The organism is Desulfobulbaceae bacterium DB1 (genome assembly GCA_001914235.1).
GTDB lineage: Bacteria > Desulfobacterota > Desulfobulbia > Desulfobulbales > SURF-16 > DB1.
In genome coordinates this window covers 213,983-238,550 of sequence record MQUF01000014.1, presented here as the reverse complement: position 1 = coordinate 238,550, position 24,568 = coordinate 213,983, and the positions used below count along the sequence as shown (strand labels likewise).

General features: G+C 57.8%; 23 protein-coding genes. 5 read left to right on the top strand and 18 right to left on the bottom strand.

The genetic code is table 11. The annotated features are described in order from the left end of the window. Positions 1-2: 2 nt before the first annotated feature. The 8 genes from BM485_12775 to BM485_12740 form a co-directional block, all read right to left on the bottom strand. Positions 3-893, bottom strand: coding sequence for a 16S rRNA (cytosine(1402)-N(4))-methyltransferase (locus tag BM485_12775; protein ID OKY74707.1), 891 nt, complete (start codon positions 891-893; stop codon positions 3-5). A 9-nt stretch (positions 894-902) separates the two neighbouring features. Further along, positions 903-1,382, bottom strand: a complete 480-nt coding sequence (locus BM485_12770) for a division/cell wall cluster transcriptional repressor MraZ (GenBank protein ID OKY74706.1) — start codon at positions 1,380-1,382, stop codon at positions 903-905. A 284-nt stretch (positions 1,383-1,666) separates the two neighbouring features. After that, positions 1,667-2,347: a Rossman fold protein, TIGR00730 family gene (locus tag BM485_12765; GenBank protein ID OKY74705.1), complete on the bottom strand. Its 681-nt coding sequence runs from the start codon at positions 2,345-2,347 to the stop codon at positions 1,667-1,669. A gap of 24 nt (positions 2,348-2,371) precedes the next feature. Then, positions 2,372-4,489 carry a hypothetical protein gene (locus tag BM485_12760; protein OKY74704.1) on the bottom strand — a complete coding sequence of 706 codons (2,118 nt, stop codon included), beginning with the start codon at positions 4,487-4,489 and terminating at the stop codon, positions 2,372-2,374. Next, positions 4,486-5,919: an L-seryl-tRNA(Sec) selenium transferase gene (locus tag BM485_12755; protein ID OKY74703.1), complete on the bottom strand. Its 1,434-nt coding sequence runs from the start codon at positions 5,917-5,919 to the stop codon at positions 4,486-4,488. The genes BM485_12760 and BM485_12755 overlap by 4 nt, the downstream gene beginning before the upstream one ends. Positions 5,920-6,112: 193 nt before the next feature. Beyond that, positions 6,113-6,493 carry a hypothetical protein gene (locus BM485_12750; GenBank protein ID OKY74702.1) on the bottom strand — a complete coding sequence of 127 codons (381 nt, stop codon included), beginning with the start codon at positions 6,491-6,493 and terminating at the stop codon, positions 6,113-6,115. Between the two features lie 133 nt (positions 6,494-6,626). Further along, entirely contained in the window at positions 6,627-7,106 is a 480-nt protein-coding gene (locus tag BM485_12745) for a hypothetical protein (GenBank protein OKY74701.1), read from the bottom strand. Continuing rightward, complete coding sequence (locus BM485_12740; protein OKY74700.1) at positions 7,096-7,347, bottom strand: transporter; 252 nt, start codon at positions 7,345-7,347, stop codon at positions 7,096-7,098. Before BM485_12740 ends, BM485_12745 begins: the two co-directional genes overlap by 11 nt. A gap of 204 nt (positions 7,348-7,551) precedes the next feature. On the opposite strand from BM485_12740, the gene BM485_12735 reads away from it, so the two are divergent. Next, positions 7,552-8,349: a tRNA pseudouridine(38-40) synthase TruA gene (locus BM485_12735; protein ID OKY74699.1), complete on the top strand. Its 798-nt coding sequence runs from the start codon at positions 7,552-7,554 to the stop codon at positions 8,347-8,349. Here BM485_12735 and BM485_12730 read toward each other — a convergent pair. Together BM485_12730 and BM485_12725 are read right to left on the bottom strand one after the other, a co-directional pair. Beyond that, positions 8,286-9,128 (bottom strand): hypothetical protein, encoded by an 843-nt coding sequence (locus BM485_12730; protein ID OKY74698.1) that lies wholly within the window; start codon positions 9,126-9,128, stop codon positions 8,286-8,288. The two genes, BM485_12735 and BM485_12730, sit on opposite strands and share 64 nt — an antisense overlap. A 24-nt stretch (positions 9,129-9,152) precedes the next feature. Next, complete coding sequence (locus tag BM485_12725) at positions 9,153-9,608, bottom strand: DUF188 domain-containing protein (protein ID OKY74697.1); 456 nt, start codon at positions 9,606-9,608, stop codon at positions 9,153-9,155. A gap of 104 nt (positions 9,609-9,712) precedes the next feature. Between BM485_12725 and BM485_12720 the strand changes: the two genes are divergently transcribed. After that, entirely contained in the window at positions 9,713-10,408 is a 696-nt protein-coding gene (locus tag BM485_12720; GenBank protein ID OKY74696.1) for a hypothetical protein, read from the top strand. Between the two features lie 30 nt (positions 10,409-10,438). Here the strand turns inward: BM485_12720 and BM485_12715 are convergent, their stop codons facing one another. Genes BM485_12715 through BM485_12705 form a run of 3 tightly spaced genes read right to left on the bottom strand, consistent with a single transcriptional unit; the run spans position 10,439 to position 12,478 of the window. After that, positions 10,439-11,368 (bottom strand): hypothetical protein, encoded by a 930-nt coding sequence (locus BM485_12715; protein ID OKY74695.1) that lies wholly within the window; start codon positions 11,366-11,368, stop codon positions 10,439-10,441. 12 nt (positions 11,369-11,380) lie between these two features. After that, positions 11,381-12,163, bottom strand: a complete 783-nt coding sequence (locus BM485_12710) for a hypothetical protein (protein ID OKY74694.1) — start codon at positions 12,161-12,163, stop codon at positions 11,381-11,383. A gap of 51 nt (positions 12,164-12,214) precedes the next feature. Continuing rightward, positions 12,215-12,478 (bottom strand): hypothetical protein, encoded by a 264-nt coding sequence (locus tag BM485_12705; GenBank protein ID OKY74693.1) that lies wholly within the window; start codon positions 12,476-12,478, stop codon positions 12,215-12,217. A 317-nt stretch (positions 12,479-12,795) separates the two neighbouring features. Between BM485_12705 and BM485_12700 the strand changes: the two genes are divergently transcribed. Continuing rightward, positions 12,796-13,449, top strand: a complete 654-nt coding sequence (locus BM485_12700; protein OKY74692.1) for a hypothetical protein — start codon at positions 12,796-12,798, stop codon at positions 13,447-13,449. Positions 13,450-13,737: 288 nt separating this feature from the next. On the opposite strand, the gene BM485_12695 is transcribed toward BM485_12700, so the two are convergent. After that, the gene (locus BM485_12695) at positions 13,738-15,558 is read right to left on the bottom strand and encodes a hypothetical protein (GenBank protein ID OKY74691.1); all 1,821 of its coding nucleotides are present in this window, start codon (positions 15,556-15,558) and stop codon (positions 13,738-13,740) included. A 138-nt stretch (positions 15,559-15,696) separates the two neighbouring features. Between BM485_12695 and BM485_12690 the strand changes: the two genes are divergently transcribed. Beyond that, positions 15,697-17,049 (top strand): helicase, encoded by a 1,353-nt coding sequence (locus BM485_12690; protein ID OKY74690.1) that lies wholly within the window; start codon positions 15,697-15,699, stop codon positions 17,047-17,049. A gap of 25 nt (positions 17,050-17,074) precedes the next feature. Continuing rightward, on the top strand, positions 17,075-19,588 hold the full coding sequence (locus tag BM485_12685; GenBank protein ID OKY74689.1) for an ATP-dependent helicase HrpB: 2,514 nt from the start codon (positions 17,075-17,077) through the stop codon (positions 19,586-19,588). Between the two features lie 6 nt (positions 19,589-19,594). Here BM485_12685 and BM485_12680 read toward each other — a convergent pair whose 3' ends face one another. From BM485_12680 to BM485_12665, 4 genes are read right to left on the bottom strand one after another with little or no spacing between them, the layout of a single operon-like run. Then, on the bottom strand, positions 19,595-20,659 hold the full coding sequence (locus BM485_12680) for a hypothetical protein (protein OKY74688.1): 1,065 nt from the start codon (positions 20,657-20,659) through the stop codon (positions 19,595-19,597). A 51-nt stretch (positions 20,660-20,710) separates the two neighbouring features. Next, a complete protein-coding gene (locus tag BM485_12675; protein ID OKY74687.1) occupies positions 20,711-21,622 on the bottom strand; it encodes a hypothetical protein in 912 nt (303 codons plus the stop codon). After that, positions 21,601-22,041 (bottom strand): hypothetical protein, encoded by a 441-nt coding sequence (locus BM485_12670; protein ID OKY74686.1) that lies wholly within the window; start codon positions 22,039-22,041, stop codon positions 21,601-21,603. The genes BM485_12675 and BM485_12670 overlap by 22 nt, the downstream gene beginning before the upstream one ends. 47 nt (positions 22,042-22,088) lie before the next feature. After that, entirely contained in the window at positions 22,089-24,548 is a 2,460-nt protein-coding gene (locus BM485_12665; GenBank protein OKY74685.1) for a hypothetical protein, read from the bottom strand. Positions 24,549-24,568: the final 20 nt, after the last annotated feature.

Below are 24,568 nucleotides of genomic sequence, written 5' to 3'. Positions count from 1 at the left end.
TTCTACGACCCCATCATCATTTCAGCCACCCGCATCCTGGCGCTTCTCGCCCTGGGGTTAGCCAGCAACTCCCTTTCATCAGCCATGACCGGTTTTGTGGTCAGCGTCGTCAATTTCGGATTATTGCGAAAGGCATTTTTCACCAGACGGTCCTCCAGCGAATGAAAGGAAATGATGCAGACACGGCCACCCGGTTTGACGATCTCATCCAGGTCGGCCAGAATTTTCTCCAGATTGTCCAACTCCTTGTTCACCGCTATCCGAAGCGCCTGAAACACCTTTGTCGCCACATGAATCTTTTTCGGCCGGAAGCGGCGCGGAATCGCATCCTCGACTATTTCCACCAGCTGAGCGGTGGTTGCAAACGGCGTTCGCTTGCGGTACTCAACCACCCGTGAGGCGATGCGGCGCGCCTGCCGCTCTTCGCCGTAATAAAAAAAGATGTCGGCCAGCTCCCCTTCGGCGGCTCGGTTGAGCAAATCCGCCGCTGTTTCCGCCGATCGACAATCCATGCGCATGTCCAGGGGCTCGGAACCCTGAAAGGTAAACCCCCGGCCGCTGACATCAAGCTGCATGGAAGAAAGCCCGAGATCAAGGAGCAGACCGTCCACCCCGGCCTCTCCCTGTTCTTCAAGCACGGCGCGGATTTCGGCAAAATTCCGCCGGACAATGGTAATGCGGGCCCCATACTCCCCCAGGTTTTCGCCGGCCCGGCGAACGGCCTCTTCATCCCAGTCAAACCCTATCACCCTGCCGCCGGGACCGCTGGCCGCAAGGATTGCCCCGCTATGACCGCCAAGCCCCAGATTGCCGTCCACATAAAGCCCGCCATCCCTGGGCGCCAGATAGCGGATAACCGCATCCAGTAGAACCGGCTGATGGACCGGCGGCATCTTCTTCACCTAAAAGAGGCCGAGGTCATGGAGTGTCGCATCAAAAGCGTCAAAATCCTGCTCCGTCATGATGCTCTCAGCCTCCCAGGTCTCCTTGTCCCAAATCTCAAAAAAAGGGCCCATGCCGTTCATCACCACATCCTTTTTCAGATTGAGGAGGTTACGGAGATGCACGGGAAGGAGAATGCGGCTGTTCTTATCTATCTGACACTCAATGGAACCACCGATGAGATACCGGATCATCTTCTGAAAACGCGGATCCTTTTTCTCCTTGTCCAGCAGGGTGGCCTCCATTTTCTCCCACTCGGGAAGAGGATAAATCCGGAGACAGTTGCGCCAGGGCGGAGTTATCAACAGCCGATCATCGTAGTCGCGCAGCAACACATCACGGAAGCGGGACGGCACATTCAGTCTTCCCTTGCCGTCAAGCGCATGCTCCGATCTGCCGCGAAAACGGCTCGGTTGATTTCTTACAAATTGCTCACTCATGTCCCTTTACACCCCTGCTCACCCTTTTACCCCACTTTACACCACAATACGATACTTATACGAAGCAAAGAACAAAAGTGTCAAGAAGAAATATAAAGGAAAACTGGGACAACAACAGGGAAAAAGGAGGTCAGACAGAGCTGCTCACCATATATTGTGCCATTTTCTTTTCAGCGCGCAATATATGGTAAAGAACAGCTCAATGAAAGAAAAATCGGCGGAAGAAAAAAAATTTTGCCTGAGTGGGTACAAAGTGGAGGGTACTTCCGGGAAAAGGGAAATCGTCAGATGATAACCGTGCGGCGAATGTAGTTGACGATATCGTCGGCGCTGTCCAATACCTGAAAAATAAAGAGATCGTCTTCCTTGATATTGCCGGCGGCAAGCAAGGTGGAACGCATCCACTCAACCAGGCCGGCCCAGTAATCCTTGCCGACGAGAACAATGGGAAAGGGCTTGATGCGTCTGGTCTGAATCAGGGTAATGGCCTCGAAAAGCTCATCCATGGTGCCGAATCCGCCCGGCATGGCGATAAAGGCCATGGCATACTTGATCAGCATCACCTTGCGGACGAAAAAATACTTGAATTCAAGGGGAAGATTGGCGTACTTGTTCCCTTCCTGTTCAAAGGGGAGACTGATGTTTAAACCGATGGACAGGGCGCCCACCTCGGCGGCGCCGCGATTCCCCGCCTCCATGATGCCGGGGCCGCCGCCGGTCATGATGGCATAGCCGCTTTCCGCCAGCCGCCGGCTTATCTCCACGGCGAGCTGGTAATAGGGGTCGTCCTCCGGGGTACGGGCCGAACCGAAAACCGAAACCACCGGCCTCTTGACCGCGGCCAGGGAATCGAAGCCGTCGACGAATTCGGACATGATGCGAAAAAGCCGCCAGGAGTCCCCTGCCTTGAAATTATCCAGCCAGTACTGCTGATTCTCCCCGTTACCGCTATATTTCATCTTCATCCATCAAACTCCGTCCGATTAAATTCATCCGCGGGCCCGCGCCAGCGCAGCCAACCCGTTCGCCGCCCGCGGATGCCCCGGGTCCGCCCGCAGAATCTTTTTGTACATCTTCTCCGCCAGTCCGGTTTTGCCCCGCTTTTCATAAAGAAGGGCCAAGCGGCAAAGCAACTCCGGGTTCCGACCGGAAAGGGCCAGGCCTTTGCGGAGGGCCCGCAACGCCTCATCATCCCTTTCCAGCGCAAGCAGCACAAAACCAAGGCGAGACCAATGCCGCCAATCGGCCCCATCCAGCTCAACCGCCTGCCGACAAAGGGAAAGGGCTATCTCACCGCCTTGTTTTTCCCTGCAGTAAAGCTCCCCCAGCATGCTGAGCGCTGCGGCATCCCGGGGATTATGGCGCACCGCCTTCTGCAGACTGATCATGGCCTGCACGTTTTCGCCAAGCCCCTTGCGGGCCTCGCCGAGGAAGCGATAAACGGCTCCGTGGCTTATATCCCGCGTGCCGACCGGCCCCACCTGCTCACCTTTGCCCAGCACCTTGACCGCTTCACCATAGCGCCCCACCTTGCAATACAGTTTGCCGAGCTGGAGCAGCAGGTCGAAATTGGTGTCGTCAAGCGTAAGCGCCTGTTCAAAACTTTCCAAGGCCGGCCCTTCCTGATGACAGGCCAGATAGGCGAATCCCAGATTGAACAGGGCCATGAAATTGAGCGGATCATGACCAAGCACCTGCTGAAAAAGGGGGATGGCCTTTTTATAAAGATTCATCTGCGCAAAACTGACGCCGAGACTGTTGAGCAGATTGATGTTGTGCGGATCAAGCCGCAGCCCAAGCCTGTACTCACGCACCGCCCTGGCCGGATCTCCCTCGTTGTAAAATATATCACCGCTGATGTTCAGGCTGACGCCGCTGAAAAATGTCACGGAGCCTGCCCCGAAGAAACCGGTATGAACCAGCGCCTTGCGGCAATTTGCCGGCAATTCCGCTTTTTTGAAATTGCCCTGCGGATAAAGGGCCCCGCCGATGGAGAAGCTGAGATTTGGCTCCCTGGCCCGCAGCTGGAAATCCCGGCACCATGCCTCGGCTTTTTCCAGGCCGGCATTTTCAAGAAACACAAAGGCCTCCTGATCATCGATCCGCACCATCGGCTCATCAACACATTCATCCCAGGGCACAACAAGACCTTCCCGCATCTGGTCCGGATGAAGCAGTATCAGGGCGAACCGATCGGCATCCCGCCACAGCTTCTTCAACTCAAAGAAAACCCGGGCGGAAGGCGGGCACAGGGGGTGGGCGCCCCGGCCGCTCATGGCCTGAAAGGAACAAAGGGCGAAGGGTCCGCGCTTCCTGGCAATTCCCAGGGCATCCCAGGCCTGTTCGAGCAACAGCCGGGCATCCGCTTGCCCGCTTTCTCCCTCTCGGGTGCTGATGCCGATACGGCTTCGCGCCACCCCTTCCCTCTTCAGCCAGCGCAACAACATGTCCGCGAGCTTCATGGCCTGTGCCTCACCGGTCTTTTCCAGAACAAAGGCGAAAATACCGTTGCCGAGATGACACAGCGTGCAGAGGTGACCAATGAGCGATTCCAGAAAGGATGCGCTGCCGGCAATAAGCGCCATGGCCTGCGCCGCATCCCTGGCCCGCGGGTGAATTTCCAGCAGGGAAAGGGAAAAAGGCGCGGACTCGCCTTCTTCGACCTGGGTCTCGCACAGGTCCCGCAGCCTTCTTTCCAGAAAAACGATATTAGGCAAACCGGTGACCGGATCAAGCAGCGACTGCCTGGCCGGCTTCAGCAGGCGGGAGACAAGCCGGCTTTTTTCCAACAGCACGGGCGAAGAGGCCTCCTGAAACGTTCCCTTGTCCCCGTCGAGGATCGCAACCCCCACCAGGGACTCTCCACTCCACAAGGGAAGAAAAAGCCGGTCCGCTTCTCCACTTTCCACCACCGGCTTCAGCTCGTTGCGAACCATCTCCACCCCGGCCTGCCGGTCGGGGCCCATCGCCCCGGTCGGGCCGGCGCCGGCGAAACCAACCTGCCGGCACGAAAAAAAGAGGGAAACGATATCGGCAAACTCCAAAGAAAAAAGATCGAGATCCGCCTCCACCAGCTCTTTGACGCTGCAGTCAAAAGGAAAAGTCATGACGTCTCCACCTCAAAAACGGCCAGCAGCACGGAGGCCAAGGGTGCAATTTCATCATCAGCCACCGTGCGCATATCGAGCAGATACCCCTCATCAACGATGCGGCCGATCACCGGCAGCTCATTGTCCCGCAATTTTCTTTCCAGATCGCTCATCTTCATGAAAAGCGGCCGCAGAACCACCGCGCGGCTCGGCAAATCCTGCTCCGGCATGGCGCCGCCACCCACACGGGAGGTCGCGGCCTCGATCCCCACCCGACAGACCTCGCCAAGTCTTTTTTTGATCCGGCGCGACAGCCGCGACGCCCGTTGTTCAATGGTGCGCAGCGGCATCCCCATCATGGCCAGGGTGGGGATTTTCACCAGTGCCTGCTCCTCGTCGGCATAAAGCCGCAGAACCGCCTCCAGGGCCGCCAGGGTAAATTTGTCGATGCGCAGGGCCCGATTAAGCGGATTGCGCTTGATGGTCTGGATAATTTCCCGCTTACCGACAATGAGACCCGCCTGCGGACCGCCAAGCAGCTTGTCGCCGCTGAAGGTAACCACGTCGACCCCCGCCTGCACGGCTTCGCCCACCGTCGGCTCCTTTTCCAGGCCGAACCGGGTCAGATCAACCAGGCTGCCGCTGCCCAGATCATCCATGACCGGCAGGCCATGCCTGCGGCCCAGATCCACCAATTCCGACAACGACACTTCGGAAGTAAAGCCGATGATGCGGTAGTTGCTCATGTGCACCTTCAGCAGCAGGGCGGTCTCAGCGCAGATCGCCTGTTCGTAATCGCGCAGATGGGTCCGGTTGGTGGCGCCCACCTCCCGCAGCCGGGCGCCGCTTTTTTCCATCACCTCGGGGATGCGGAATGAACCGCCGATTTCAACCAGCTGGCCGCGGGAAACAATCACCTCCCGCCCCTTGGCCAGGGCATCGAGACAAAGCAGCACCGCGGCGGCATTATTGTTCACCACCAGTCCGGCCTCGGCCCCGGTCAATTCACAAAGCAGATCCTCCACCAGGCTGTAGCGGCTGCCCCTTTTCCCGGTGGCAAGATCAAATTCAAGGTTGGAATAACGGCTGCCGGCCCTGACAAGTCCATCCATGGCCTCCCACGGCAGAAGCGAGCGGCCCATGTTGGTATGAACAATAACTCCGGTGGCATTGATCACCCGGCGAAAATTCGGGGTCAGCTTATCGCGCAGCCGCTTTTCGAATTTCGCCGACAAGACTTCCCTGGACAGATCCGTGTCCCGGCGGGGGCTCCCACTCAGGATCTCTTGCCGCTCAATCGCCAGCACCTCCCGGACGGCGCCCTTGACAAACCGTGCCGGGGCATCAACAGTGCCCAGCCAACCCAGGAATTCATCCACCTTCGGAATTGCCCGCAACAGCTCCTGCACCGGCGGCTCATTCTCTTTTCCCTTTATCCGTCCCCCCATGTTCCCTCCGCAAAATTCCAATAAGAAAGCATCATCGGCTACTTTAACCGTAAAAAGATGAACAGGGCAAAATAATTCAGAAATTGCTCCAAAAAAATGGCCGGATCAGGCGGGCAAGAAAAAACGTGCGCATTTTTCTTGAAAGGCATGGCAAGGATTTTTGATTTGCTGAAAAAATCATGCGGGCAAAAAATCAGACGAGCATCTTCTTCACTTTCCCAAGTAATTTCGCCGAGGTAAAAGGTTTGACGATGAACTCGACAGACCCGAACACATCGCCGTATTTTCCCATGGACGGCTTCAGATAGGCGGACATGAACAAGACCCGCGTCCCCGGATAGGTGCGCTTGAAAGCCAGGGCCACCTCCTCGCCTCCCATCTCCGGCATGACGACATCGGTAAGCAGCAGATCGACATTCCCCCTGGAGATTTCCGCCAATTCCAGCCCCATCCTGCCGCTGGGGGCGGTCAGCACCTGGTAGCCGACGGGGACGAGCATCGACTCCACCAACCGCAACATATCCGGGTCATCATCAATGACAAGAATCCTGGAAAGATTGTCTTTTTTTTTCATTTCATCCTTTTCTCCGCAACTCCGCTGCCGATTCGAAACGTTATGTCTGGTTTCCGATCCCCCGGATCCCCGGCGAAACCGACAGCCGCATCCCTTGATACCACAAAACAAGCGCTGTTTCCGCAAAAATCCTTCACGTCCCGCCCCCCTGATCATGGGGGTTGCTCGCCGCATGATAATCCGCAAGCCGCCGGTAAAGGGAACGACGGAAGACAACCGTCGTCGCGGCGAGATTCCGCAAAGCCAGCCAGCGCCATGCCCGGAACTCGCCGCTTAACGCAAGATCAATGACGTTTTCGTCGCGCAACCTGAAAAAAAACCAGTACAACACCTGGCCGCGCCCGGTTTTTTTGCTCCGGACATGGGGAGGCAGCTCATAGGCCAGGGGTTCCGGATACGCGGTGACGAGCGCAAGCGCCGCCGCCGGAATTCCCGTTTCTTCCCGGATTTCCCGCAGAACCCCCTGCAGCGGCTCCTCTTCCGCCTCAAGTCCACCCTGGGGAAGCTGCCAGGCACCCGCCGTATCGACCCGCTCAAAGGCCAGCACCCGCCCTTTTCCGTCGCTGATGACCGCCCCCACCCCGGCCCTGAAATACTGCCCGTCACCCGTCATGCGACCGCCCTCTTTTCCCCGCGCGTTTCAGCGTGGCGACGTATAAATTCTCCACTTTTTTCCTGGCCCATGGGGTTTTACGCAAAAATTTGAGGCTGGACGCCACGGATGGGTCGCTGGTGAAACAGCGGACAGCGATGCGTTTGCCCAGCGCCTCCCAGCCGTAATGGTCAACCAGGCTGGTGATGACCTGCTCCAGGGTGACGCCGTGCAAGGGGTTATTGGCCTGCTGCTCACTCATGAATGATTTCGTCCTTACAAGTAAAAAAATCAAAAAACCGCTGCCGCCATATTCGTCCGTGCGGGGCGACCGGCCCGACGGCGACACTTTCTTTTTCCGGCATCATGATATATGGTGCGCAATGATTCCTCATCACGAAGATGGTATTACCCCATCTTTCCTTCATAAACTCAGTACAGCAAAAGATCAGGCAAAAGTCAAACCATGACCGACACGGAGCAGATATACAAACTGACCATCGAATATGACGGCGGCCGCTACAGCGGCTGGCAGAAGCAGGCCGACGCCCGTACCGTCCAAGGCGCCCTGCAGCATGCCGCGGAAACCCTCGTGGGCGGCCCGGTTGATATTCAGGGAAACGGCCGCACCGATGCCGGGGTTCACGCCCTGCGCTTCACCGCCCACCTGGCCGCCACCGCAAGCCTTGAGCCCGGCACCCTGTCGGCGGAACTCAATGAGCTGCTGCCCCACGACATCACCGTGCTGGAGGCAAAAAAAGCGGGGCCGCGCTTTCATGCCAGACATCACTGCGTGGCCCGCGGCTACCTCTACCAGATCACCACCCGCAAAAGCGCTTTCTGCCGCCGCTATACCTGGTGGATTAAAGAACCGCTGGACCTGCGGGCCATGGCCGGGGCCGCGGAGCTGATGAAGGGCATGCATGATTTCTCCTCGTTTACCGACAGGAAGGCGCTGAAGAACAAATCACCCCTGGTGCTGCTGGAAAAAATCCAGGTGGCAAAAAAAGACGATGTCATCCTGATCCGCATCGTCGGCTCCCACTTCCTTTGGAAAATGGTGCGCCGCATGGTCGGCGTCCTGGCGGCGGTCGGCCTGCACACCCTGACAAATGAAGACGTTGGTCGCTTTCTGCGGGAACCGGTCAATCTGTCGCCATACACCGCCCCGGCCCAGGCGCTCTTTTTTGAACAATGCTTTTACAACCGGGAAGAAACAGACGCCTTTCTTGCCGATGACACCATCAGCCCCTGCTTTTTCTGAGCGGCCCCATGGGGGCTGCGGTGGACGCCCCGCGCTTGCCGGCACGGCCTTGCGACCCGCCCCTGCCCCCCCAAACGCGCCTCGCTGCCGCCGGGGGGCAGCTTCGCCTTGTCCTCCGACGCCACCCAGACAAAATGAAACTGCGGTTTTTTCCCCTTATGGGCCGCAACCCGGAAACGGCTGACCTGAAAGCCGCACCGCATCAAGACCTGCTCAAAATGCGCGCTCGGCTTGGCCGACCAGACCGCCAGACAGCCCTGTGCCCGCAGGGCGCGACGACAGGCCCACAGCCCCTCATAGCCGTACAGCCGACGGTTGCCCGCATCGGTCATGGCGTCAGGGCCATTATCGATATCCAGTAAAATCGCATCGAAACTGTTCCTGGAAGCGGCGATAAGCTCGACGATATCACCCGTTTTGATTTCAACCCGCTCATCGGTAAGCGGCCGGCCGTTCAGTTCCCCGAAAAACTCGCGATTCCATTCGATGACGTCGGCCAGCAGCTCTCCCACCACCACCTGGGCGTCGGCCCCCAGCACATCAAGCGCCTGACGCAGGGTATACCCCATGCCCAAACCGCCGATGAGAACCCTGCTCCCCCGGCATCCGGCCAGATGGGCGCACCCCAGCCGCGCCAGGGCCAGCTCGGATTCATGCCGACGGCTGTGCATCAAATCCTCGCCGTTGACCAGGATGGAAAAATCCCGGTCATGCCGATAAAGCACCATTTCCCCGCCGTCCGGCGTCAAGGCGGCGGCCACTTTTATTCTCGGCTTCACGATGTCGTCTCCTTGCCCGGCTTCTTAGCGTTTTTCGCCTTGCCTGGTCAGAAATTTATCCAGACTGCCGGCAAAAGATCGCCGATCCCTCGGGCTTATCGCCGGCGGTCCCCCTGTCTCGATGCCGCTTGCCCGCAACCCATCCATAAAGTCCCTCATTCCCAGACAAACCCCGATGTTGTCGGATGAATAGAGTTCGCCGCGCGGATTGAGGGCATACCCGCCCTTACCGACCACCTCGGCCGCCAGGGGGATATCAGCGGTAATCACCAGATCACCGGGACCGAGCCTTTTCACGATCTCATTGTCGGCAACATCACGACCGGAGGCAACGTGCACGGAACTGATCCAGGGAGATGCCGGTACGCGCATCGGCTGATTGGCCACCAGCGTCAGCCGCACCCCGGTGCGTTCCGCGGCGCGAAACAAAATGTCCTTGATGACCGCCGGGCAGGCATCGGCGTCGACCCATATTTGCATTGCATGTCGTCTCGTTGTTTCATGGCTGAAAAAAAAGGAAACGAATTAAATCCCCTTTAATCCGCCTCCTTAAACCGCTTCTCTGCTCTGCATGCTGGAAGGAAATGCATTTATGCGCGCAAAATTGTCTTGTCAAGCAAAAAATATTGAAGTATCCGACAGATAACGCCTATATGAAGTCAGAGATTGATATTTTTCCGACTCTGCCGCCCAAAATGGAGTTCACAAACCACGGAAGGCTTCTTTCCGTATGGGAGAGTTCCATGAACGACAAAAAATCATTCCGGGCAACCTTGCCGGGCATATTGACCGGATTCGCCGCAGTAATAACGGCCATCGGTACCATAATTGCCATTTTTTACCAAGGGGGAGTGGACGGAGAGAAAGCCGAAAAAGAATTTGGCATTTTGGCCGCGCCCATTCCCGAGCATCCGGCATGCGGCAGTGTCGTCAGGTCGATTGCGGACACGGAATACCTTGTTCTCAATTGGCTGCCGGTAGACGGCGCTTCAACCTATACCGTGGAAGTGGATTGTTTTGGCTGCGGGCAGTACCCCGACAAATGGCACAGCCAGTCCGGCACCCCTTGGCATATCAAGCCCGGCATGGGGAGAAGAACCCCGCAAAATCCAATATATAGCTCAAAGGTACATATGAAACTCCACCAGGCCGGCGGCACGTCTTTGCGTTGGCGAGTGTGGGCCGTCGATGCCGAGGGGCGGGACGGCAAAAAAAGCGCCTGGTGCCAACTTGCCTTTACCGGGAGTTTCCCATCGGTTCGCGGGGGCAACCCACGATAACCGATGGACCCATGGAAGCCCAACGATGCATCATCTGTTTTTCTGGTCGGGATGACAGCGCCCGCAGCCGTTCATGGGAAAGGCAACCGTCATATGGCACGTGCCGCAGTACAAACCGTAAAGATTCTTTTCCTTGTCAAACTCCACCGTCCCAATCTGTTCGATGGTGAAGATGTCCGGATGGCAGTTGGCACAATCAAGCCACAGCACATGGGAATCATGGGGAAAAACCACCAGAATTCTCGGGGATGTGGTCGTCCAGCGCAAGGATTTTTTCAGGTGCTCGGGAAGAGGCATGCTTGGCCCTTTCCCCTCTTCGGCAAGAGAATTGCGGGGGGCGATGATCCCCTGCCGGACGGCTTCCACCCAGTTGACCCCGTCACCGTAGTCCTGAACCGGGAGATTGCCGCCGCTCGGCATGTAATCCTTTTTGGCCACATAATTCCCCTGTTTGTCCACTTTCACGTGGCAGAGGTTGCAGGCATATTCAACGGAAAAGGCCGTGGTTCCGTTGTGGCAGGCCCCGCAATAGAGCCCGTCCAGATATCCCTCCCTGGTTATGCCGCTTGCCCCCTTTTTCATGGCAAACTCAAGCTCTACATGACAGACGCGGCAGGTAAACATGGCCCGATGGCTCTTATGGGAAAAGACCACCGGGTCCATGTGGTGCTTCTCGCTGCGCTCGCGCAAGATCAGATCGCCATAGGTTTCCGCGGGCCCGCGATACAGCGCCATGTCGAGCAGTTTTTCCAGTTCGACCCGCGGCAGGGAGTCGGACGTGTATTGTTTTTCAAAAATCGGATTTCCCGGTTCATCCATTTCCTGTTGGGCCAGAAATTGATCGAAATTGCGCGTATCGCCGCAACCATGCAGCAGCCAAACAAAAAAAGCAAAGGCCCAGGGCCCGACAAAAAACGTTTTCCGCTTGACCAGGGCCTCTTTTATCCCAGGGAAAGACATGGAATCCCCCGCCTATTGACCGGCAACCGGTTTGGCATGACAGTGAGAACAATCGTTTAAGGCAAAGGCGATCGTGCCGTGACAGCGGCCGCAAAATTTCCCCTGGGTTATTTCCTTCATCGACATCTCCGTTTTGCCGCTTTCCAAGGCAAAGGTGTCAGGATGGCACATGCCGCAGCCGGACCACACCACGTGTTTTTTGTGCGAAAAAACAATGTCCGGCAGGCCGGGCAGGGAGGGCGATCGCGGTTCGTCACGGTTGTTCACCATCTTCGCATCTTTCTGGAGAGAAATTCCATCCAGAAAATCCTTGAGCTTGATGAGGCCCTCCTCTTCCGCCTTCATCCAGTCGATCTTGTTGCCGTAGATTGCCGGCGGCATGGTTTTCTTGAATTTGTGAAAGTCCCGTTTCGCCTGCTGTTCGAGCTCATCCGCGTGCCGGGAGTCTTTCGGATGGCACCTGGTGCAGGTTTCCAGACCGAACGCTTCCTTGCCGTTATGGCAGGCGCCGCAGTACATGCCGTTTTTGTTGTCTTCTTCCAGGATACCTGTTCCGTTTGCCTGCTGGGAAAACTCGAGATCCACGTGGCAAAGCCGGCAGGTGTATAAGCCGCGATGGGTCCAATGACGAAAGGTGACCGGCAACGCGTTGTCTTTGCCGGTGTTGCTGAAGACGACATTTCCGTATTCATGACTTTTTGTTGCGGCAAAGGCCTGAGCCGCCCAGCACAGCATGAAACAGAAAAAAATCAGGACCACGTTATACAATGTCTTTACCGGTGTTTCCTGCACCATAATTTCCCCTCCGGAGAGCTTTGTTGCACGGGATGCATCGCTGCATGCCTCTCATTTTGCCGAGGCCGTTATTTTTTCCGATTCTCCTGTTGTAGAATTTTCCCGGCAAATGGTCAAGTAGGCAAATTTACCCACCGCAGATATCCCTTTTTTTTCACCCCATCTTCCCCTGCGGCATAACACCTGCCCCGTAATGCATGCAAAATTCCGGAATAATGAACCGGCAGAGCAAATTTCGCCATGGCCCTTGCGCTGCAGCCGGAGACGGCAGGCTTTCCATGCCCGGTTTCTGCTTCGGTTTTTTTGCTGATTCATTCCTTGTCGGTGGGAATTGCGTGCCTAATTCCTCAAATCCGGAAACAATCTCTCCGCCTCCCAAACAGGGGAATCAAGCTGGCTTGACGCAGTATCATTTCAATATTACTTAGAAAAAAATTTATCTTTGTGTTTTTACGTTCTCAAAACCAAACTTTGTCGACAAAAAATCCGCTTTTCCGGATTTTTTATTCCAAGAAAGATCTGCCTGTAACACGGGTCGATACAGCCACACAGCTCAACGTCCTGGAATAACAGCCTATTTTCCCCTTGAGGCCAATGGAACACTTTTTGCTAGCCTAATAAAAGCAATAGTTTTGTTAAACTTGCAGAAACGCAACCTCAACCTGTGGAGAAATGAAAAAATGAAAAAAATCTTAACCTGCATGGCAGTTGGCCTTGGATTGACGCTTGGAGCCGGCCTTGCTTCAGCCGCCTTCATCACCGACACGGTTCAATACAACACCGGCTTTTTCGTTCCCGACCAGGCTTCAACCTACTCTTCCCCCTACTACCGCTGGTACAACGAAGATTGGGGATGGACCCACAATGCAATCGCCTCTTCGTTCAACTCCGCCACCTTGAACATCAGCGCCTGGGATGTCGACGCCGGCGGATACGACGGCGAAGTTGATGTCATCTCCGCCTGGGACACAGACACTGCTTCGTGGATGGAGCTCGGCTCCTTGCAGGGCCTGAATGGAGACTGGGGGTACACAACCTTTGTCCTTTCGTCCGCGCTCTACAACGAAATCGCCGAGGGGCTGCAGGTCTCGATCGATATCGACTCAACCCATGATTATGATTACTGGGCGGTTGCCTTGTCAAAATCAGTTCTCGCCCTGGACGGCGCCACACTGCCCGATCCCGATCCGGGAACCGACCCTGTTCCCGAACCCGCCACCATGCTGCTGTTCGGCACAGGGCTTGCCGGTCTTGCCGGCGCTCGCGCGCGCAGAAAAAAAGCCTGATTTCAGCCAACCGAGATCATATTCACCACCCGCCGTCTTTTGTCGACGGTGGGCGGTGAATGGCTGACTTGCCCCTGACAGACAAAAAAAAGGGACAGGATTTTCCCCCGCCCCCTTTCCCGGCCTTCCCTTTTTCCCGGCGCATCGCCGAGCGTTTCTGATCGTACTGTTGAAAACCCACATTTTTTTTTGCTGAAAAAACGGCTTTATCGGCATTTCCGCAATAAAGCCGACCATGGCGATCCCCCGCGCGGGTGGCGGGCGAACAACCCGGGAAACAGCAGCCGCTTATGCTTCAGGGGGCGACACAAGGGGCAACAGAATAATGAAACGGGTCATCCCGTCCTTGACCTCAATATCGATATTGCCGTGATTGGTGTGGACAAAACGGTTGATGATATTAAGCCCCCGCCCTTTCACCGTGCCCAGGCGCATCTGCTCCAACCGCTCCGGAGCAATCTCGCCCGAATTTTCAATGATCAGCTCGGCCATGCCCTTCCTGCGGGCGATGCGCACGCCCACCTCTCCCCCATGCGCGGCGGTAACGGCTCGCACCGCATTGCCGAACAGATTGTCAAGCACCCGCTCCAGGGCGAAACGGGAACAGGAAACAAAGACATCATTTTCCACTTCCGGTTCGCACACCGTGACGTTTTTGAATTTCGATTCCCTGGCAACCTCTTCGATGATGTGCCGGCGGTAACGGACCACCTCGGCCAGATCAATAACCGTCTCGCGGCCCTCGCCGGTCATGGCCTGGGCCAGATCCTGCATACGGGCTCCCTCCCGGGCCATGATATCCAGATAGAACTTGAGTTTGCCGCGCACCTCTTCCAGATCATCGCGGTCCAGAAGTTTTCTGGCCCGGTTGGCGAAACCGGCCACCGCGACGGCGGGATTCTTGATATCATGGAGAATGTCGCCGAAAAATTCCAACCTGGAGGCCTTCATGATCTCCTTGCCGAAAAAGGTCAGCAGCTCGATTTCCTCGTCGGAAAAAACAAATTTCTGATTGGTGGCGTAAAAGGTCAGCAGATGACTCACCTGCCCGTCAACGCCGAGCGGAATGAGCAGGATGGAATGGATCTGCTGCTCGGCGGTGAATTTTTGCAGTTTCCGGCTGAGCAGCGAACTGTTCGGCGGGTCCTTGATCAGCACATAGGAATTGGTGATCCGTTCATGCTCCGTATCACCCGGCGGCCGTATGCCGTTGATCGCCGCATCGAAATAGGGATGGTGGCTCACGGTAAAACTGTGGCCCTCGTCATGGTAACAGCTATCCTGCGGGTAGGCCGCCTCCAGGTTGATATAGTGCTGATCCGGGGAAACGGTGAAAAGTGAACAGTTGCGCACGTCAAGCAGCTCGCGGATTTCCGGGATGAGCAGGACAAAAAGATCCTTCAGCTTGATGCCTTCCCTGCGGCTCAATTTGACAAATATCTTGTTGACGATGGTTTCCTTGCGCCGGTTCAACTCCTCCAGATCGAGGATCTTCTTTTTGGCCAGCACAAAGCTGATGCGCCGGGCCAGCACTTCGGCATGGATGACCTCCAGCTTATCGAATTTCCTGTTGTCCTCCCGGTAATAAATCTGCAGGGAGCCGAGCAGGGTGTCGCCCGATGGTTTGGGCAGCGGCATGAAGAGGGGGACGGCCAACAGGGAATTGAAGCCCCATGCCTTGACGATTTCCTTGTTCTGGTACAATGGATCCTTCAGTATGCTGGAGACGGTGATGGAACGGCGCTCCTGCACCACCAGGCCGGAGATGGTATTTTTTACCGGAATAATGGAAAGACGGTTATAGTCGTCCACCCCGTAAGCGCCGAAACTGATGAGCCACAAGGATTCCGGATCGAAAACCCTGATGGTCGCCGCGTCCGCCGCCAGGTTCTGCACGATTCTTTCCGCGGCAAGCTGCAGAATTTCCCGCACCGTCAACCGGGGATCGATGGACATGATCTCTTCGGTTTCCTGGATTATGGTGGACAGGAACCAGGATTGATACTCGGACTCGACCGCGCCCAGCAATTGCTGCAACTGTTCGGCAGTCAATTTATCGTGCTGAAGAAGAAGATGCCGGCTGAAAAACTCTTCCAGTTTCTTGTCCATGCAGGTCTCCTGACAGGGTGTTTGCTTTTCTTTTATCTTATACCAAAGCCCGGTCAACTTACTAGTTTTTCTGTAAAATAATTTTGACGCCGACTCCTGCTTGACGCGATCCGCGGCAAAAGATAGAGTAACCGAACAATGAATACAGTTATCCTGCTGGTTTCCCACGACTGCCGCCTGACCGGCGCAACTCCCGAACTGACCGGCGTCCTGAAAAAAAAGCTGACCCTGGTCAACCCCAAGTACCGGGATGCGCTGAAGTACGCCCGCTGGATAGGCAAGAGTCTGAAAAAGGAACTTCACTTCTACGACCTATGCGGCCCGGACATCCGTTTTCCCCGGGGATTCGCCAACCAGGCGGTGCTGCTGTGCCGCCAATCCGGTTTCGAGGTTACCATTGAGGACAAACGGCGGGAGCTCCCGCCAATGGATCTCTCTTTCCGGGGGGAACTGCGCCCCTACCAGCAGGCGGCCTGCTCCGCCATGCTGGCCCGGGATTTCGGCGTGCTGGAGGCGGCCACCGGCAGCGGCAAGACGGTGATGGCCGCCGCCGTCATCGCCGGCCGCAAGCAGCCGGCCCTTATCCTGGTTCATACCAAGGAGCTGCTTTACCAGTGGCGGGAGCGCATGGAAAAATTTCTGGGGCTGACGCCGGGCTTGATCGGCGACGGCTCGTTTGCGCCGGCGCCGGTGACAATCGGCATCATACATTCGGTGCGCAAACACCTGACAAAACTCCCGCCCCTGTTCGGCCACATCATTGTCGACGAGGCCCACCGCACGCCAAGCTCCATGTTCACCGAAATCATCACCAGGTTCGACTGCCGCTACATGCTGGGGCTGACCGCCACCCCCTTTCGCCGCGACGGCCTGACCGAGCTGATCGGCTGGCACATCGGCGACCTGGTTCACCGGGTTTCCGGCCGTGAGCTTGACCGGCAGGGCGCGGTGCTGAAACCGATCATCCTCCAGCGCCCCACCTCGTTCACCTTCAACTACCGGCGCAACTACCATGACCTGATGACCGCGCTTACCGCAAATCCGGCCCGCAATGAATTGATTGTCAATGATATCGTCAACGAAGCGGCCAAGGATTGCGGCACCGTCCTGGTGGTTTCCGACCGGGTGTCCCACTGTGAAACCATCTGCTCCATGCTGGAACAACGAGGAGAGCAGCCCCTGTTGCTCACCGGCAGGACAGCGGGCGAGGAACGCGGCGAGATTGTCCGTCGCGTCCAACAGGGCGAGGTGCGGGTGCTGGTGGCAACCATCCAGCTCATCGGCGAAGGATTTGACTGTCCCGGCCTTACCAGCCTCTTTCTCTGCACCCCGATCAAATTCGAAGGCCGCCTGACCCAGGTGATCGGCCGCATCCTGCGTCCGGCGGTGGACAAGCAGCCCATGGTCTATGACTACGTTGACCCGGTGGGTGTGCTAAAGGCATCCGCCAGGACGCGTCGGCAGCTCTACGAGCTGACCCTGGTTTCCTGAGTCCCTCCATGCCGGTTCCCCGCCCATGAACGCAATCGAAAAGGCCCTTTCCTCCCTGGCCGTCTCCGCAAGCCTTGCGGAAATAGGCGCCGCCCTGGCGCATGGGCCCGTTGTGCTCTGCGCCCCGCCCGGCTCCGGTAAAACCACCGGCGTGCCCCTTGCCCTGCTGGACCAGCCATGGCTTGCCGGTAAAAAAATCATCATGCTGGAACCGAGGCGGCTCGCCGCCCGGGCGGCGGCAGCCAGAATGAGCGCGCTGCTCGGCGAGGAAATCGGCGGAACCGTTGGTTATCGCATCCGCCTTGACCGCAAGATCTCCGCCCGTACCCGCATCGAGGTGGTAACCGAGGGCATTCTCACCCGCCGCATCCAGCAGGACCCGGAACTGGCCGATATCGGCCTGGTTATTTTCGACGAATTTCACGAACGCTCCCTGCACGCCGACCTGGCCCTTGCCCTTTGCCTGGATCTTTGCACCCTGCGGCACGACCTGCGGCTGCTGGTGATGTCCGCCACCCTTGACGCCGGGCCGGTCGCGGAGCTGCTTGGCGGGGCGCCGGTGATCACCGGACACGGCCGCGGCTTTCCGGTGGAAACAAGCTATCTCCAACACGAACCCACGGGCGGCATCGTTGAAACAACCGTGCAGGGCATCCGGCGGGTGCTGACGGAAAAGGAAGGCGACATTCTCGCCTTTCTGCCCGGCGCGGGGGAAATCCGCCAGGTCTGTGCCGCCCTGAGGGAAGTTGCGGACAACAATCTTCTCATCCAGCCCCTGTACGGCAATCTCAGCCGACAGGAGCAGGACCGGGCTCTTCTGCCCGACCCCCTGGGCAGACGGCGGGTGGTGCCGGCCACGTCCATTGCCGAAACAAGCCTTACCATTGACGGCATTCTCAATGTGGTGGACAGCGGCTGGTCGCGCCTGCCGCGCTTTCGTCCGGCATCCGGCATGAGCGGGCTCGATACGGTGCGGGTCTCCCGGGCCGCTGCCCGCCAGCGGGCAGGCCGGGCGGGCAGGGTGGCCCCTGGTTTTTGTCTGCGGCTGTGGACCAGGCACCAGCATCACGGGCTTGTCCCCTTTCATCCTCCGGAGATAAGCGCCGCGGATCTCGCATCCCTTGTCCTGGAACTGGGGCTGTGGGGGGTGACCGATCCGGCCGAGCTGCGCTGGCTCGATCCGCCGCCCGCCGCCAATCTCGCCGCGGCCCGCGCCCTGCTCACTTCGCTGGGGGCGCTGGACAAGGCCGGTCGCATCACCGCAACCGGCAGACAACTGGGCGAGCTTCCCCTCCATCCCCGCCTGGCCCACATGCTGATCATGGCGAAAAGAATGGGACAGGCCGGATTGGCCTGCGATCTGGCCGCGCTCCTTTCCGAACGGGACATTATCTCAAGCGCCTCCGCCCTTGCCGGCAGCGATCTCCGCTCCCGGCTGCTTCTCCTGCAACGCTTCAGACACCAGGACCAGGCAGGCAAAGGCGATCCTGCCGCCTGCCGCCGGGTGGATGAATCGTCGCTGCAATTTCGCCGACTGCTGGGAATCAAGGGGGAAAAATATGACGACGGCAACGCCGGGCTGCTGCTCGGCTTCGCCTATCCGGACCGCATAGCCGGTCTGCGGCCCGGGACGCGGGAGCGCTACCTGCTTTCCGGGGGACGGGGAGCAATGCTTGCGCCCGGCGATCCGCTGGCAGGCAGCCCCTCCCTTGTCGTCCCCCAGCTTGATGCCGGGCAACGGGAAGGAAAGATCTTTCTTGCCGCCCCGATTGATATGAACGGGCTGCGCGCCTGCCGGCCCGAGCTTTTTGCCTGGCGGCCGATAATCGGCTGGGATGAACACAACGGCAGGGTCACAACGGCGCGGCGGGAATACCTGGGGGAACTGATCATCCGGGAAGAACCGCTGCCCAGGGCTGATCCGGATCTGATCCGCGCCGCCATGCTGGACGGCATCCGGCGCATGGGCATCGAGTCACTGCCCTGGAGCCGGGAAGCGCGGCGCCTGCAGGCCCGCATCGGTTCACTGTGCTTCTGGCAGCCCGAGGGAAACTGGCCGCGGGTCGATGACGACCATCTGCGGGCCGATCTCGACTGGCTCTCGCCCTTTCTTGACGGCATGAGTCGCCGGGAGCAGCTCAAACAGCTTGATCTCTGCCGGATTCTTCTCGCCATGCTCGACCGGCGCGGCCGGCAGGAGCTGGATCGGGCCGCGCCGGAACGCATCCAGGTGCCGAGCGGCTCCCGCATCCTGCTGGACTACCGCCCCGGCGAAACGCCGGTGCTGGCGGTACGCCTGCAGGAGATGTTCGGCCTCACCGACACCCCCACCGTTTGTCATGGCCGGGTCAAGGTGGTGCTCCACCTGCTTTCCCCGGCCCAGCGTCCCATCCAGGTGACAAGCGACCTGGCCGGTTTCTGGCAGCGCGCCTACCCCGAGGTGAAAAAAGAACTCAAGGGCCGCTATCCGAAGCACGTCTGGCCGGACGACCCGCTGGCCGCTCCCCCCACCAGCCGGCCGCAAAAACGCAGGAACTGACTCGTTTCATCCGGCGCAGACACCATATTCCGGCAGCAGTTCATTGATGAGATAAACGGCATGAACCTTGGCCGCGTCATGAAAAAGCTTCCAATCGCTTTTCAAAAATGATTTACGATACGGATACCTGGGAATGATGTTGCTGGTGCCGAGGGCCTTTTCCTTCCAGGAGTCCGCGCCCTTGTCGACATAATCCACATCCGGGTCCTTGCCGAAGGAAAAGGCGCCATCCCTGATCTCCATCAGCCACCGGTAGTGTCTTTTCCCGCCATCCACCTCCTTCAGCGTGCTGAAGAGATCCTGGATTTTGTTCATGTCGCGAGCCGGGATTCCCGGCACGTCGGCGTCCGGATCAGACACCCTGTAACGCTGCATGGCCTTGCACATTTCATCAGCCGCCGTGCAGAACAGATCCGTATTGTTACGCCTGACTTTTTCTTTCGCCGCATTCGTATACTCCCAATCCAAAAAGGGCATGTCCGGAAAGACATTGGCGCGGGCATGGCCCAGGGCAGGCAGAGTGTCATCCAGCCAGTCGTGGAACACCTTGCCGAACTCGCTGAAAACGCCGGACTTGCCCTTGTCCACCGCATGGTCGACTTCATTGATTTTATCCTCAACCCCGGCGAAATTCTGATGCGCCCAGGTATCGGCATAAACATGCATGGTCAGCCCCAGCCGGTGCAGGCTGCACAGGTGGCCTTTTTCACTGATCACCTCCCGCAGCAATTGCCGGGCAATGGGATTATCGTTGCCGGGGCGGCAGACTATTTTTTCCACAAAGGACAGATCGCCGTTTTCATCGGCATTTTTCCCGCCGTTGCCGGGCAGAAAATGAAAAGGAATCCAGACAAGATGATTGTTCAGCTCGATGGAATTGCGGGGATCCAGGGTTTTATGAGCGGTGCAGAGACGATGATAAATCGACTTGTTGTTGAAATGAACCACTCCGCTGCTGGTGGCGTCATCCACGTACTGGGCCGCATGGGCGACAATTCCGGCCTCCTTCCGGTCAAAGCCCGCCAGTCGCGCGGCAACATAGGTGGTTCCGTGGTGGAAATCTATCTGCATGGTTTCTCCTCCTTCTCCTCATTCAAATTATTTCGCCAACCCTTCCGCCGGTTATGAAATCAACTCAAACTCCGTGAAATATCGTTGCCGGCCGTCAACCTCGGCGCGCGTCATTTGCTTGTCCGGCAGTGACGGGTCGACCACTCTGCCGACAGCGGCCGCCTTTGATTTCCCCAGGGCATGATAGGCCAGCAACGAACACTTTTGCACGCCGATCCTTTTCATTTCCGCCGCAAGGCCAACGAGGTTTTCCCTGTCCGCCGTAAAGCCCGGAATCAAGGGAATGCGGACCACGACGTCATGCCCGCCCCGCACGATTTTTTCCAGATTTTCAAGAATCTTTTCATTGCCCCGGCCCGTTACTTTTGCGTGCCTGCGGCTGTCCACCGGTTTCAGGTCAAAGAGAACCAGATCAAGCCAGGGCAGGAGCTGGGCGGCGAAATCGTCCCAGCGGAAAAAACCGCTGGTTTCGATGGCCGTGTGTATATGCTCCTGCCGCAGCCGTTGCAAAAGTTTGCCGGCAAACTCCATCTGCATGGTCGGCTCGCCGCCCGACAGGGTCACCCCGCCACCGGAAACCTGATAATAAAGGAGATCCCGCAACAGGACATCAATGAGTTGCTCCACCGACCATGCCGCGCCGACAATGGCCAGGGCGCCGGCGGGACAGATCGCCGCGCATTGGCCGCAGCAGTCGCAGGCAGACCGGTCCACCTCGATCACGCCGTTTTTCTTGATGGCCCGTTGCGGGCAGATATCAACGCAGTCGCCGCACATGATGCAGCGATTCGGGTACAAGGCAAGCTCGGCCCGCGGTGCGATGAACTCCGGATTATGACACCAGGGGCAATGCAGCGGGCAGCCCTTGAAAAAAACCACCGTGCGAATGCCAGGTCCGTCGCCGATCCGGTGTCTGCCGATGTCTCCGATGAGGGCCGTCTTCACAGCTGCGGCATCATCAATTGCAGCTTTTTCGCCATATAACCGAATTTATAAAGATAATTGAGATTCCCCTCGGTTTTCACGTCATTGCGCAGCATGGAGCCCAGGATATCCTGGCGGGGCGATATCAGAAAATCCAGCAGGGCGCGACCGTTACGGAAGGTGACGGTGATGTGGGGGTTGACGATCATCTTTTCCCTGATCTCCATTTTGCCGTTGGTGAACAGGGCGGCCATGGTCACCTCCCCGTCAAGGCTCCGAAACTGGTATCGCCCGGTAAAGCCCTTGATATTGGCCCGGTACTCCGGATTGATGAGAAAAATCACCCGCATCAGGTTCAGCAGAACCTCGAGAAACTCCTCCGCCGCTTCGGACTCGAAACAGTCCTGCAATCGGGCAAAAAGCTTGTCGGTCAAAGCGTTCTGTATGGTATTTTCCATGGTGGTTGCTCCTCGCCAAATGGTATCCGCGTCAGTCCAAGGGGAAATCAGCCCAACGGAAAGGGCACGGCCTCGCCGCTCATCAGGTCATACTGCGTCCTGGTGATCAGCTCATCCTGCATCATCTCATTGAGATCCTTGAAATAGGCGGAGTATCCGGACACACGGACCATCAGCTCCGGGTACTTTTCCGGATGCTTCTTGGCATCACGCAGCATTTCATAAGTCATGATGTTGAACTGCACCTGCTGGCCGCCGGCGCGGAAATAGGCCTCCACCGTATGAGAAAAATGGGTCGTGGTCGCCTGTACATCTTCTTCCGGCGTATACTTGAGGTTCAGGGCCCAGCAGCCCGGCACATATTTGCCGCCCAACTCGGCCACGGCGTTCAGGCAGGCGGTGAGCTGGGGCGCGGCGCCGGACACCGGGGTCATGCCGCTGGCAAACAATTCTCCGGCCTTGCGACCGTTGGGCATGGCGCCGCTGATGCCTCCCAGCCCGGCATGATTGGTCATGGTCCAGAATGCCGGGCGGTAGGGACCGCCCCGATAATTGGTATGGGCCTGATACAGCTCAAAGAGGTGACGAACGATGTTCCGGGCGTTCTTGCGGGCAATGGGATCCTCGGTGCCGTACTTGGGAGCCCGGTTTTTCAGATACAAACGCATCTTTTCATACTGCACGCCCTGGAAATTTTCCCGCAATGCCTTTACCAGCTCGGCAAAACCGTATTTCCGATCGATGAAAACGACCTTTTCAACGGCATTAAGCGAGTCGACCACATCGGCAAAACCGATATGGGTGGCGCCGGAGGAGTTATACAGGGCGCCGCCCCGGATGAGATCACGGCCCTTGTCCAGCGGTCCTTCAAACAGGGCGGAAAGCAGCGGACTCGGCATCATCTGCTGGTGCACGGCACCCAGATACTCATTGAGCTGGATGGCCTGGGTGATCAGCCAGTCGAGTTGGGTCTTGAACACCTCCCAGAACTCCGCAAAGCTTTGCAGGGTCTCGGGCGGCGGGGTGGGCGGTCCGATCTGCCGGTCGCCGGTGATCGGTCGTTTACCGCTGAAAAGGGCCATCTCCATGACTGCCGCCAGATTGAGCATGATCGAGCTTGATGCCGGATAATCACGGCCGGAGCTGGCCAGCTCGACACAGCCGATGACCGCATAGTCACGGGCATGTGCCGGCGTCTCCTTTTGTCCGGTCAGCACCGAGATATTGGCGACATCATTGAACACGGCGGGCACCGCCTTGGTGTTTAAAATCACCTCGGACACCCGGTCCATATACTCCTTGGGATTCTTGTCGCAATGGTAGCGGGCGTTGACGTTGGGATCGCGGGTGCGCAGCAGTTCGGTGACCCGAAGCATGATATAGGTGAGATCATTGACCGCATCCTCGCCATCCGCATCAACCCCGCCCAGGGTGATGGCCGGCACGGTGCCGGCACCGCCGAACATCTCCTCCGACGCCTCGGGCACCATCACCACATTATCGGCAATTTTGAGCCACAGGCAGCCGATGAGTTCAATGGCCCGACCAACATCAAGCCGGCCTTCATCCATGTCCTTGCGGTAATAGGGGGAGAGAACCTGATCGAGCCTGCCCGGACTCATGGCCATGTTGATGTTTTCCGCGTGGATCCCCACCTGGCAGATCCAGACGGCATTGACCGCCTCGCGGAATGTGCGGGCGGGCAGTGACGGTACCCGTCGGCACACCGCGGCGATATCCAGAAATTCCTGCCCGGCCGTGGCGTCCCGACACATTCCAGCCAGGGCCTCGGCCTTGTCCGCCAGGTTTTCGGCGTACTGCATGATCCCCTTCAAACTGATCCGCACCGCGTGATAAAAAGATGCCGCGCGCCGTGCCTCCGGTTCGTTGTTTCCGGCCAGCGCCGCCTCCTTGTCCCGGGCAATCTCGATCAGGCCGACCAGCCCTTTTTCCAGCATCATGCCGTAGTTCGGCACACAGTGGGAAACACAACCCGCCTTGCCGGCGATGAAAAAAACCAGGCTTTCAAAAAGCTGCAGGCACTGGGGGTTATGGAACTGGCGGCGCACCAGCTCCAGGACGTTTTTGTCCATCCAGTAGGGAAAAATCTTGAAATTGAGTTCTGCCGCATCACGAGGGGATAAACGCTGGGGATTTTTTTCCCTCTTGCTCACCGTGTCAAGCTCCGGCCACAGGGTCAGGGCGAAAAACTCGGGAAACAGCGGGGCGCCGAGGCGTTTGCTGGTGGTGGTACCGGCCAGCAGGTTGCGGTCGTGGAAGACCGCATCCTTGTTTTCGAGGAAATAAGCTGTTTTTTTGGCCTGCCGCAGTTCCGGCGTATCCTGCGGATTATCATACTTGCGCAGATACTCGGTGACACAGCGGGCCCGTTCGATACAGATCTCGGTTTTGTCGGCAAATGACTTTTGCCGCAGCTCCTGCAAACGCGGCAGGGTGTCGAGGGTATATTCCGAAAGCGAAATATCCGGGAGCGTGATTGCGGTCATGGAGCGCCTCCTTTGCTTGC